Source organism: Bacillus sp. FSL H8-0547 (genome assembly GCA_038002745.1).
GTDB lineage: Bacteria > Bacillota > Bacilli > Bacillales > Bacillaceae > Bacillus_P.
The window spans coordinates 1,578,141-1,590,473 of sequence record JBBODD010000001.1; the positions used below are offsets into that span (position 1 = coordinate 1,578,141).

Annotated in this window: 13 protein-coding genes and 1 riboswitch; of the genes, 3 read left to right on the plus strand and 10 right to left on the minus strand. The window is 44.7% G+C overall.

Annotated features, from left to right (window positions below):
- Window positions 1-38: 38 nt before the first annotated feature.
- From MHB63_07710 to MHB63_07735, 6 genes are all read right to left on the minus strand, one after another.
- Window positions 39-737 carry a hypothetical protein gene (locus tag MHB63_07710; GenBank protein ID MEK3806449.1) on the minus strand — a complete coding sequence of 233 codons (699 nt, stop codon included), beginning with the start codon at window positions 735-737 and terminating at the stop codon, window positions 39-41.
- Window positions 734-1,603, minus strand: coding sequence for an ABC transporter ATP-binding protein (locus tag MHB63_07715; protein MEK3806450.1), 870 nt, complete (start codon window positions 1,601-1,603; stop codon window positions 734-736). The genes MHB63_07710 and MHB63_07715 overlap by 4 nt, the downstream gene beginning before the upstream one ends.
- On the minus strand, window positions 1,593-1,970 hold the full coding sequence (locus tag MHB63_07720; protein ID MEK3806451.1) for a GntR family transcriptional regulator: 378 nt from the start codon (window positions 1,968-1,970) through the stop codon (window positions 1,593-1,595). Before MHB63_07720 ends, MHB63_07715 begins: the two co-directional genes overlap by 11 nt.
- A 146-nt stretch (window positions 1,971-2,116) precedes the next feature.
- On the minus strand, window positions 2,117-2,434 hold the full coding sequence (locus tag MHB63_07725; GenBank protein MEK3806452.1) for a DUF3889 domain-containing protein: 318 nt from the start codon (window positions 2,432-2,434) through the stop codon (window positions 2,117-2,119).
- Between the two features lie 48 nt (window positions 2,435-2,482).
- Window positions 2,483-3,355 (minus strand): GNAT family N-acetyltransferase, encoded by an 873-nt coding sequence (locus MHB63_07730; GenBank protein MEK3806453.1) that lies wholly within the window; start codon window positions 3,353-3,355, stop codon window positions 2,483-2,485.
- A complete protein-coding gene (locus MHB63_07735; protein MEK3806454.1) occupies window positions 3,352-3,978 on the minus strand; it encodes a TetR/AcrR family transcriptional regulator in 627 nt (208 codons plus the stop codon). The genes MHB63_07730 and MHB63_07735 overlap by 4 nt, the downstream gene beginning before the upstream one ends.
- Before the next feature lie 169 nt (window positions 3,979-4,147).
- A riboswitch (SAM riboswitch) is annotated at window positions 4,148-4,255 on the plus strand.
- A gap of 123 nt (window positions 4,256-4,378) precedes the next feature.
- Here MHB63_07735 and MHB63_07740 point away from each other — a divergent pair.
- A complete protein-coding gene (locus MHB63_07740) occupies window positions 4,379-5,671 on the plus strand; it encodes a Na+/H+ antiporter NhaC family protein (GenBank protein ID MEK3806455.1) in 1,293 nt (430 codons plus the stop codon).
- Between the two features lie 272 nt (window positions 5,672-5,943).
- Complete coding sequence (locus tag MHB63_07745) at window positions 5,944-6,405, plus strand: CarD family transcriptional regulator (GenBank protein MEK3806456.1); 462 nt, start codon at window positions 5,944-5,946, stop codon at window positions 6,403-6,405.
- A 639-nt stretch (window positions 6,406-7,044) separates the two neighbouring features.
- Here MHB63_07745 and MHB63_07750 read toward each other — a convergent pair.
- The 3 genes from MHB63_07750 to MHB63_07760 form a co-directional block, all read right to left on the minus strand.
- Window positions 7,045-8,415 (minus strand): aldehyde dehydrogenase, encoded by a 1,371-nt coding sequence (locus tag MHB63_07750; GenBank protein MEK3806457.1) that lies wholly within the window; start codon window positions 8,413-8,415, stop codon window positions 7,045-7,047.
- Window positions 8,416-8,975: 560 nt separating this feature from the next.
- Complete coding sequence (locus MHB63_07755; GenBank protein MEK3806458.1) at window positions 8,976-9,473, minus strand: cupin domain-containing protein; 498 nt, start codon at window positions 9,471-9,473, stop codon at window positions 8,976-8,978.
- Entirely contained in the window at window positions 9,474-10,085 is a 612-nt protein-coding gene (locus MHB63_07760; protein MEK3806459.1) for a class I SAM-dependent methyltransferase, read from the minus strand.
- A gap of 204 nt (window positions 10,086-10,289) precedes the next feature.
- Here MHB63_07760 and MHB63_07765 point away from each other — a divergent pair, with 204 nt between their 5' ends.
- Window positions 10,290-11,531, plus strand: coding sequence for an MFS transporter (locus MHB63_07765; GenBank protein MEK3806460.1), 1,242 nt, complete (start codon window positions 10,290-10,292; stop codon window positions 11,529-11,531).
- A gap of 44 nt (window positions 11,532-11,575) precedes the next feature.
- Here the strand turns inward: MHB63_07765 and MHB63_07770 are convergent, their stop codons facing one another.
- Window positions 11,576-12,304: a YqcI/YcgG family protein gene (locus tag MHB63_07770; protein ID MEK3806461.1), complete on the minus strand. Its 729-nt coding sequence runs from the start codon at window positions 12,302-12,304 to the stop codon at window positions 11,576-11,578.
- Between the last annotated feature and the right edge of the window lie 29 nt (window positions 12,305-12,333).

Sequence of the window (12,333 nt, forward strand, 5' to 3'; positions counted from 1 at the left end):
ACAAAAAAGCAAACCCGTTAAGGTCTGCTTTTTTCTGATTATCTCGTTATGACTGATTTGGCTCCTGCTTTTATGAGAATAAACCATCCTGCGGCTAAAAAGAGTGCTCCGGCTCCAAACAGACCCCCGTAGTACCCGATTGCTTCAGGACCCCCAAACTTGAATACGGTTTCGATTAGAACATCCCGGACATCAGGTATAATAAACAGGACCGCCGCAAGACCGATGGCTACGTATCCGCCAATCAGCCCGAAGCGGTAAAAGATGCTTCCAAGGACAAAGAATATGGTTTGAAGGAAAAAGCAGATGGCTGCATCTGTATAGAAATTCAAGAAATACGGAACGTCACTTTCAAGAAGCATGGAAAAATAGAAAAGTTTGAGGCCGCCTGAACCAGTTCCGCCGATGCTTTCCAGCAGCATGATTAATAGTGTATGGCCGCCCGCCATGAACAAAGAAAGAAGCAGAAGAAACAAGCTTGTCGTTACATAATAATTTCGTCTCGTTGCACCCATCTTCACACTGAAGGGATAGGTTTCTTTTACTGTCAGAAAGCCCGCTATCGAGCTGAAAATGTAGACTGCCATTCCGCTTGAGAAGATCATGCTGCTGCCCGTTGAAAGACTGATGCCAAAAGAGACACCCATACAGGCTACAAGTATACTCCAGAAAATCACAAGTGAGTGACGCATATCCAAAACCTCAAATAAAAGGATGCCGCGGCATTGTCTGATCATGCTGAAACCCCGCCTTTCGTTTTTTCAGTCAAATAAACCATCAGTTCCTGGACAGGAACATGCTCGACGTTCAAGCCCGCTTTTCGGGCCTCGGACTTACTTTCTCCATACAGCACTGCCTGTTCCATGCTGCCGAATGCTTTCCGGTGAATGACATTCTTTCCTGCTGTAAATGCGGATACATCTGACCTTGGGCCGTTTACGATAAACGATTCCTCGCGAAGTTCATCGGCATTTTTCTGCATCAGCAGTTTTCCCTCCGAAACAATCAGAACTTCTTCAAGCAGCCTGCTGACTTCATCAATAAGGTGTGTAGACAGAATGAATGTCCTTTCCTGCACCTCATATTCTTCGAGGAGAAGATCGTAAAATCTGCTGCGTGCTGCAGCATCAAGGCCGATATACGGTTCATCGAAGATGGTAATAGGCGAGCGGCTTGCAAGTCCTACTGTGATGCCGAGCGCGGACTCCATTCCTTTTGACAGCGATTTAACCTTCATTTTTTTATCCAGCGAAAATTCTTCAAGGAGTCTTTCTGCCGTCTCAGGACTCCAGTTCGGGTAGAAATACCCTGCAAATTTGAATATGTCGCCAATTTTCATTCCCTTTTTAAAATTTTCGCTTTCATTGATGAGGCAGATCGACTCTGTGATCCTCTGATTTTCAAATGGCTTCTGCCCGCCGACCAGGACCTCGCCGCCATCAGGCATGACCTGCCCTGCAAGGATTTGCATCAGCGTAGTTTTTCCAGCTCCGTTCCGTCCAAGCAGGCCGTAGATTTTATTCCCTTCAAGTTCCATTGTCATGGCGTCCAGTGCTTTCTTTTTTCCATACTCTTTTGTTAATCCCTTAATGCTAACGTTCATTTTTCCCGCCCCCTTTTTCAAGCATTTCTTTCAAATCGCTCACACTGATATTCAGCTTTTGCGCCTCGGATTTCAGCGGGAGGATATAGGCTTCAAAAAACTGCTCCTTGCGCTGATGAATCAGCTTGTTTTTTGCCCCGTCTGCTACAAACATCCCAATTCCCCTTTTCTTAAAAAGAATGCCTTTTTCAACCAGCTGGTTGATTCCCTTTGCTGCAGTTGCAGGGTTGATCTGATAGTGCGCTGCAAATTCATTTGTTGATGGCACCCTCTCTCCCTCCTGCACTAAGCCATTGATGATATCGTCTTCAATCTGTTCTGCAATCTGCTGAAATATCGGCCTGTCAGTGTCTAAAAATGGATTCATATGACCCCTCTTTCAGTTTGTTCATTGGTTAGTTACTTATGTAATTAACTATATACCCCGGTGGTAATCATTGTCAATCCCATTTGTAAGGTTTTTCAAAAAACAGGCAAAAAAAAGAAACGGAGCTATTTACCGCTCCGTTTCTTTTATGCATCTTTGAAAGTAACATTCGTTACCTTTTTCGTCTTTTCGCTGTATTCAACAAACACAAAGATCTCAAACGTTTTGCCCCGCTCCTTTAACACAAGCTTGAACGTTTCTGTTGAGATGGCGCCTTTTGTCTTTTTCCCGACATGAAGATAATCGGTGATCTGTGCACCAGGGTATTTTTCCATCGTTTTCTTCATGGCCACTCTTCCGTACTCTTCATACGACAGTACACCGGTTTCAGCCGCAGCTTGAGTTTGTCCCTGGACAAAAACGGCCGGAAGGCACAGCAAAAGAAGAATCAAGATACGGTTCATGTGCAGCACCCTCTTTCTTTTTTCATAGGGTCTGCAGAGGACTGAACTTTATGCAGTCATCTCTCTTACCATAAAAACCTGCTCTGCTTTTACGATGAATCCCTCGTCTTCAAGAATGCCGCAGACCGGGTGGGTTTTGGAGAAATTCACGGCCGTCCTGCTTACGTTAGCTTCGTTTGAAAACGCAAAAGCTTCGTGCAGCAATGATTTAAGGACACTTTCTTTGTTTTCATGCTCTGGATGAGCTTCGCACTGAAACAGGAGGATTCCGGAAAGCTTTCCATCCTCGTCGTATTTGCGTTTTGAAAGGGAATAGCCAATCGTTTCCCCGTTTTCAACCGCAAGCAGCGCTTCACCGTCACGAATGTTCTGCCACTGCACCTGCCATGGAATCAGCCTGCTGCAAAAAGAGTGCTCCGCTAAATCATGCGGCTTTTTCCAGTGAATATCATGCGGTCCATGGTTCGGATCGCATGTCAATGGAGCCGAATAACCAAGGTGAATAAGCTGATCTGTTGTCTGATATCCCATTTTCTCATACAGTCTGATCGCCCGTTCATTATGCGAGAGTGCTTCAAGTGTGGCTGTGTGGACTCCTGCTTTTTCATAGATGGAAAGGACTTCTTCCATCATCTTTTTCCCGACGCCTTTGCTTCGGTATGCAGGGGCAACTCCGGTGCCGCCGTTCCAGGAGACGTTTTTCCCATCAATGGACCTGATGCCGTTTAAGATCAGCCCCACGGGTTCTGTTCCGTCAAAAGCCACAATGGACAGAGCAGGAGAAAGATTTTCAAATACGAGTCTGTTCAGAAAAGCTTCAAGAGTAAGAGTCATATCAAAATCATAGCCTTCAAACCCCTTGTTCCACGCAATCAGTGCATCCTGGAGTGTACATTCGGACAGCCGCTTACATGTGATCATTCTCTCTCCCCTTTTCTTACGTACATAAAAACCATTTCTTCAAGTGTCTTTATCTGTTCCCGGAACGGATAGTCATTTCCGATGACAGAATAATGTAGGCAGGTGCCGTCAATCGTTCCCCAAACCATGGACGAGATAATCGCAGGATTTACATCCGGCCGGAATTCCTTCCGCTCGGTTCCTTCCTGCAAAATCTCCATCAGCAGCGTCCGGTAAACTTCCTCATACCTTGCCGTCATCACCCGTTTCAGCTCTTCATCCCGTCCTGAATGAATCCAGAACTCAAGATGAACGCCGATCATCCGCTGCCAGTCCGGTGAAAGCTTGATCTCCAGATAGTTTTCGAAAAACTGCCTGAGCTTTTCTTCAGCCGTTTCCTTTATACGGAAACGTTCTTTTAATCCTGCGATATTTTCTTCCGTCTTTCTTTGCATCAGCTGCAGATAAATCTCTTCCTTGCTTTTGAAATAGTTATAGATGGCTCCTTTGCTCAATCCGGATTCTGCTACAATGTCATCGATGGTGGCCAGCTGGAACCCTTTTTCACCGAACGCCTTCAGAGAACTGTCCAGAATATGCCGCTTCTTCTTCTCCTTATATTCCTCTGATACAATTGGAGCCATTTGCAGCCCGCCCTTCTTTTTTTAAAACCGACTATATAGTCCATATTATTCCATACACAGTGAAAAATTCAAACAATTTTGATTATAAATTGAGTAAAAACTGCCATTTGACTTTTGCACCGCAACCCCTTAATGTAGTAAAGGTATTTTTTAAAACACACATATCATCTTCTTATTAAGAGAGGCAGAGGGACTGGCCCTGTGATGCCTCGGCAGCGGACTCGGATCTTTGAGTGCTGTGCCAATTCCAGCAAGCCATGCGCTTGAAAAATGAGAAGAGCTTATTTCCATTCCGGATATAGGATCTCTTCTTGTTATCAAGAGGAGATCTTTTTTTATGCAGCCAAGTTTTATCTGCAGAGAGCGGAACACTATGAATATGAAGAATTGAAAGGTGGTTATTATGGACACAAAAGCTAACGGATGGGCACTTTTGCCCCTCGTTATTTTCATCGGACTGTTTGTTGGATCGGGCATCATCACGGGAGACTTCTACAAAATGCCGATCCTTGTGGCAATCCTTGTTGCCGCAGCGGCAGCCCTTATCATGAACCGGAAAGAAAGCTTCACATCAAAAGTGGAGAGTTTCTCAAAAGGAGCGGGACACCCTGACCTAATGATCATGGTCTTTATCTTTATTCTTGCGGGTGCTTTTTCGGAGGTGGCAAAAGGGATGGGCGCCGTTGAGTCGACGGTTAACCTGGCACTTACCTTTCTCCCTCAAAGCCTGCTGATTGCAGGACTGTTTATCATTGGTGCGTTTATTTCGCTTGCGATGGGTACGTCTACAGGAACGATTGCAGCTCTTGCGCCGATTGGAGTCGGAATAAGTACAGAGGCAGACATCTCTGCGGCTCTTGCAATGGGTGCCATTATTGGCGGTGCCATGTTTGGAGATAACTTATCGTTCATCTCGGATACAACCATTGCGGCTGTTCGAACACAGCAAACGGAAATGAGAGACAAGTTTAAAGTAAACTTATTCATCGTCCTGCCTGCAGCCATCGTAACGTGCGTCATTCTGTTTGTGATGACACTTGGAGGTCAGGCGCCTGTTTCGCCCGACGCATACAGCTGGGTAAAAATGCTTCCATACATCGGGGTTCTTGCAGCAGCCCTGCTCGGAATGAATGTGATTGTTGTTCTTGCAGGCGGAATTATCCTTTCCGGTATGATTGGAATAGCAGACGGCAGCTACACACTGACAGCCTTTCTGCAGAAAATAACAGACGGCATTATGGGAATGGCCGAGCTTGTTATCCTTTCACTCCTGATCGGAGGTATGGTGGAACTGATTAAGCGAAACGGCGGCATTCACTTTATTCTTGAAACGATGACAAAGCGCATTTCCTCTAAAAAAGGAGCGGAATTTGCCATAGCCGGCCTTGTCAGCTCAACGAACCTTGCAACTGCAAACAACACAATTTCAATCATTGCTACTGGACCTCTTGCCAAAGATATGGCGGACAAGTATGACATCGATAAACGAAAATCAGCAAGTCTTCTCGATATCTTTTCATGCAGCATCCAGGGACTTATTCCTTACGGTGCGCAGATGCTTTCAGCGGCTGAATTTGCTTCCATCTCGCCGACAAGCATTCTGCCGTACTCGTTTTATCCGGTACTGATTGCCCTGTGCGGTGTTGTGGCGATTTTGGTTCAGTATCCGCGGTTTAAAAGAAAAGCAGCGTAAGAAAAAACAGCGTCCTAAATAACACGGTAAATCATATATCAATCGGCATACTAATTTGCATAGAAATTGGTATGCTTTTTTTTTGATATTCGCAGGAAAATCCACCTTCCCTTTATTGGTAATCCAACACGTTTCCTGCCAATTTTTCTTTTTTAATCTCCCAAGAAAAAATAGTTGACACTTAAAATATATTTATGATATTATTAAAAATTTGATAAAAAATAATCTATATGTTAAGCTTAAGAAGGTTACCATATATGGAGGTGGATTATTTGTTTCAAATTGGCGATAACATTGTTTATCCAATGCACGGAGTCGGTATAATTAAAGCTATAGAAGACAAGGAAATATCAGGGAAAAACCAACAATATTATGTCATAAATATGTTAATAGGTAATATGCAAGTCATGATTCCTACGGATAAAATATTGAGTTCAAGTATACGCCCAGTTACTGACATACTTGCATTAAAGCACATCATACACATTTTTCAGCATGGAGAATCAGATAGATTACTGACGTGGAAACAAAGGTATAAAGTAAACACGGACAAAATTAAAACCGGTAAAATCCAAGAAGGTGCTGAAGTTATACGTGATTTAATGCGTATGAAGAAAGAAAAAGCACTTAATACAAGTGAAAAAAAAATGTTGGATAACGCACATGAATTTTTGATTAGTGAACTGGGAGTCATTAAAGGGATCACTGATCATCAAATAAATAGTTTCTGTTAAGGTTAATTATAAATAATGTATTACAACTCCCGAGAATACCCTGAATTTGACGGGAATATGATGATTATTAAAAGTAAATCTTTTCAAAAACAGCCAACTTCTTCAGCTCACTATTAGAGCATTAACCTCTTTTGTTATTTCTGCAATCTAATCCATTTCTATTTTTGAATTTCTTTTACGAACGTTTGAAGTTTCATCAAATAACTCGATAAAATAATCGCTTGATTTTTGCAATCCTGATTCACACTGGCACGGACAAGGAGCCGTAAGGATGAAAGAGAGGTAGGGCTTTCATTGTTTTAGGTATACAATTTATTATCTAGTCCGTTATTTCTAGAAAAAAAACAATCAATATCACCTCTATCTTTGAGAATTTTGTACATCAACTGAGACAGTGAATAGTAATTGTTTCTTCTTTACGTAAAAAAGATAATCGAATGGGTAACACCATATGGTCAAATGCAAAAATGGTTTCCAGACTAGGAAACCATTTTTTGTTTCATTCACATAACATAGGTAAGATTAGTGGTGATGGTCTTAATCCTTTAATGAAGGGTAACGTGAACTTTCTTCATCTTTGGTTTTTATTTTTTCATATTTTCAACTTTTTTCTGTTGGGATTCTTCAAATCAAGATCTATTACTTTAAAAGCCGCTTCACAATCTTCAACCCGTTTTTCGCATTCGGATAACGGAAGCTCAAGTCAAATCTGGTTGTTTGATTCAAAACACTTTTATAGTGAGAAAAAGCATCGAAGCTGAATTTGCCGTGATAATTGCCCATTCCGCTTTCTCCTACTCCTCCAAACGGCAGGTGCGGAGTTGCGATGTGCATAAGCGTATCATTGATGCAGCCTCCTCCAAAAGAAACCCTGGTGACCACCTGCTCTTCTGTCTGCTTGCTTGATGTGAATAAATAAAGCGCAAGCGGTTTAGGGCGTGCCTGGATAAAAGAGATGGCTTCTTCCAGCTCCCTGTACTGGAGTACAGGGAAAATCGGTCCGAAGATCTCCTCCTGCATAACAGGAGAATCTGCTGCCACATCCCCAATGATGGTCGGAGCAATTGTGAGCGTGGATTTATCTGACTCGCCTCCATGAAGAATGGTCCCATCTTTAAAAAACTCTGTCAGACGGTCAAAATGTTTTTCGCTGATCATACGGCTGTACTTTTCATTCTGGAGAGGATCCTTGCCGAACATTTGCTCAATTTCCGACTTGAGCAGTGTCATAAATTCCTCTTTTATGTCTTCATGAACCATTAAATAGTCAGGTGCAATACAGGTTTGGCCTGCATTTGTAAACTTTCCGAAAGCAATTCTGCGAGCAGAGAGCTTAAGGTCAGCGTCCTTGTGAACAATACATGGACTTTTCCCGCCAAGCTCTAGAGTAACAGGTGTCAGATGCTTCGATGCGGCCTCCATCACAATTTTGCCGACCGGCACGCTGCCGGTGAAGAAAATCGTATCGAACTTCTCTGCCAGAAGCTGCTGATTCGTTTCTATTCCGCCTTCAATGACGGCGATATACTCCTTTGGAAACGTTTCTTCAATTATCTTCTTCAGCAGAGCGGATACAGCCGGAGCGAATTCAGAAGGCTTTAAGACCGCTGTATTCCCTGCCGATATGGCACCGACAAGCGGCGATAAAGCAAGCTGGAAGGGATAGTTCCACGGGGCGATAATCAGTGCCGTTCCGTAAGGTTCAGGGATAATCCGCCCGGTTGTGCCGATATGGGTAACCGCCGTTTTCACTTTTTCGGGGGCTGCCCACTTTTTTAAATGTTTGCCCGCAAAAGAGATCTCTTCAAGCAGGATCCCGATTTCTGTTGTATAGGCCTCAAACTCGGATTTGTTTAAGTCCTTATTCAGTGCATCTATAATGGCCTGCTCGTTTCTTTTTATCGACTTGCGGAGACGATCCAGGTTTTTTTTGCGGTCCTCGAGTTTTCTTGTATGTCCCTTTAAAAAATACTCTCTTTGGGCCGCAAGAATGGATTGAATTTGTTCCATTTTATTATTACCGCCTTTTAAGTGTTTATATGTTTAATCTTATAAACGTATAGTACATGATTTGAGGTGATTGTGTCAAACCATAAACACCCGCGGCATTTAGACACGCGAGTTGAAGAGGCACTCCGGGCCAGAGACGCCACTTTCTATAAGATGTTGCTAGGCTTGTGGCATCATTCTGGAGAGTTGTGCCACTTTCCCTTATGATGCAATCAGGGTTGTGGCGTCACTCCGGTGAGTGGCGCCATTTTCTTTTATGATGCTGTGGGATTTGTGGCGTCATTCTGTAGAGTTGCGCTACTTCTCTTATGGTGCGGACGGATTTGTGGCATCACTCCGGTGAGTGGCACCACTTTCTCTTATGTTGCAGACTGACTTGTGGCATCACTCAGGTGAGTGGCACCACTTTCTCTGATGGTGCAGACTGACTTGTGGCGGCACTACGGTGAGTGGAGGCACTACGGCGAATTGCGCCACCTCTCTTATGCTGCAGACGGATTTGCGGCATCACTCCGGTGAGTGACGCTACTTTCCCTTGTGATGCTGCAAGCGTTGTGGCTTCATTCTCCAACTTTCCAATACTCAAACAGCGGACCATTTTCCCCGTAAAATGGATCATGTGAAGGCAGCGGCACTTGCTTAATCCGGCTGATGGCTTCCTCGTATTCCTCCGGTTTCCCTGTGCACATATCCATTTCCTCATTGTCCGGATAGGCCCCCATGACTTGGAAGTCCGCATCTTTCTGGAGGCATTTGTGGCCGACTCCAGCCGGAATGACCGCTACATCTCCCTTTTCCAATAAAAGCTTGCGGCCTTCTTCTCCTCCAAAAAGAACCTCAGCCCTTCCGCTGAGTACGCCGAGTACTTCATGCGCGGAACTGTGAAAATGATGATAGTTGTAGACTCCGTTGACCCAGGCTCCGTTCCAGCTGTTCTTTTTCAATGCATGTTCAAATTCCTCTTTTTCAGAAAAAGCGGCTTTGTATACGAGCAGCGGAAACTCCGTATTATTCGGAATGGTTCCATCTCCTTCAAACAGCTCATGCTGGACGTTCATTCATCTTCCTCCTTTTTTAATGCCTGTCACGCAGACAGTCAATTCAGGACGCACTTTTTTAAAGGATACTCTTACATCTTCATAGCCGCAGGCGAGCATGTCATCGCGGATCTGTCTGCCGAACATTTTTGTTTTTTCCGCTGAAGCATCCTCTTCCCTTGGCTGCATTGTGATGGCCGCCATTCCTCCGGGCTTCAAGGATTTCGTGAGATTCTCAAGCCCTGCGCGAGGGTCGTTCCATATCGTGTAATTGTTGACCGAAAGCAGCTTGTCGTACGTGTTTGCAGGCAGCTCGACTGTTTCGGCATCGGCCTTCATTAATTTCACGCGCCCGTTTTTCACATAGCTGCTGAACTGCTTTTCTGCCTGTTCCTTCATCGTTTCAGAGACATCCACCCCGTCTATAATGACTCTGCGGTGATGTTTCAGCATATAGCCGATGCTGTACCCCGGTCCAAATCCTATTTCCAGAATACGGTCCCCCGGCCTTATCTTCAGTTTGCCGATCGTCCATTTATTAATTGTTGTGTTCTCAAGTGCCATGATTTTTCCTGCTACAATCCCTAAAAATCCTTTTGGCCGGCTGAAATTTTTTGTGAACGCTGTAAACATGCCCCGCACCTCTTTTTCCGTCTTTTTCTTATCTTTATCACCGATGCGGTCAACTTAAACAATTTGCCTGTGAAAAAAAGACTGATTGACAGATTGAATGAAACTGCATACACTTAACTTAAACGTTTAAGTTAAGTGTATTATTTCGACCCAGCTACAGCAAACCACTCCCACTTAAACGATTAAGCAAAGGGGCTGAATACGATGGCTGAACCTCAGTCTGCTCACGTCTTGCTGAAACAGCAAAGCTTATGGACAAACAAGACCTTTTTGTCGCTCTTCACCGCCTACACACTCTCCATTTTTGGCGGCACGTTTCACACAATTGCCCTGAATATCTGGGTGCTCAAAACTTATGACAGCGCAGCCCTCATGTCTGCCGTCCTTATCACTCATATGCTTGTGACCACGTGTTTTGCCTCCATAGCAGGCACGGCAGCAGACAGGATGAACCGGAAAAAAATGATGTGGATATCAGACTTGATCAGGTGTTTGCTTGTAGTTTGTCTCGCGGCAGCAATCGCGGTGGAAACCCCGTTCTGGGTCATTATCCTGCTTACTGCAGGTACAGCACTTTCCGGGTTGTTTAAGGGTCCTGCTTTTAACGCTTCGCTCACTGATGTGGTAGGCAAAGAGAAGATCCAGTCAGCAACAGGTGCTATGAGTCTTGCAGACAACATTGCAAGAACACTTGGGTTTGCTGCCGGCGGAATCGTCGTGGCTGCTTTTGGCGGTGTTGCGGCTATTTTAATTGATGCGCTTATGTTCTTTGTATCTGTGATTCTCGTTCTCGCGGTGAAAAATTTTCCCGAGCACAGGGAGACCTATGCAGAAAAAACAACGTTTAAGCAGGATTTGCTCACTGGATTCTCATATATATGGCAAGAACCGTTCGCACGGGCGATCACGATTCTATCACCTGTTCTCATTCTGTTTTTCACCACATCCCTAATGATCATTCAGGTAATTGCCATTAAAGAGTGGAAAGCATCCCCTGCTGAATTCGGCCTGATTGAAGCAAGCATTCCGCTTGGGTATATGGCCGGTGCGGGGCTGATCATGGTGTTTGAAAAGAAACTGGTTCACAGAGGCATGATTATTCTTGGCAGTACAATCGCTCTCGGGCCCCTCTATGTCATTCTTGGAAAGATTGATTCGGCTGTGATTGGAATTCCTGTGATTTTGCTGGTGGGATTTTTATTTTCGTTCAGTACCCTGCTCATAAATGTCATACTCAGACTCGAGGTAACGAGCAGCATGCAGGGAAGAGTGTTCGGAACGATTGGTGCTCTTACGAGTGTTCTCCCTCCTGCCGGCCTCGCTGCAGCTTCGTTTTTCACCGATCTCTTTGGCGGAGGGCATGTGCTTCTCATTTGCGGTTTGCTTCTCACTGTTATCGGGATGATCGGGTGGTTCTGGCTAAAGGATTTGAGGGAGTACAGATAGTGCACACAGACAAAAAGCTGCCAGGTAAATCAGGCAGCTTCTTCTTACTTATGATGAAAAGGGCATTTCCCCTGGATGGGCTCAATGTCATCTCCGATAAAATACTGCTTCCACTCTCTGTGATCCGGGTCCCCGTAGTGGCTGATGTTCGGGTGCTTTGGAAGCTGATCCCACTTTTCAACCCGCTCCCTCACTTTTTCGCGGGACATGCTGCCGCCCTCTGACGTGCCTTCGAGTCCTTCAAATATGCGGCGCGGCTGGAAACCAAGCACTAAACTTGCCCCAAGATCTCTTGTTTTCCGCTGTTTGTAGGCGGGGGCATTTCCAAAGACGAAGTACGGTTCATCGGCAAACGAAAAGGCCCAGAGGTGATGATCCGGATCCTGCGGGTAATCTTTCGGCCAAGGCTCTTTGTCGATATCATGAAGGTACTGAAGCACATTCCAGAAATACTCCCGGTAGTACGGAATCGATTTTTCGTCCTCCTCCGGTTCAACGAATACAAACAGACCGTGGCGAATGAGCTTCTCAGCTTCGTCAAACAGCTTCTTAAACGCAATCAGGGCTTCCGGAAGATTAGACCAGTCTTCTTTTGATATGTAAGCATATCTCAGCTCTCCCTTTTTTTCTGCGGCCATTCCGAAGTAGCATGGGAACGTTTTATTTGTGACGACACTTCTGAAATTCTGATATTCCCTTATAACCCATTCGGGAACGATTTCAGGATTGGTCATATCTTCTTTTTCAAGCAAATATTTAGGCACCGTGATCATCGTTTCACTCCTTAAATGATTGTGAAAAG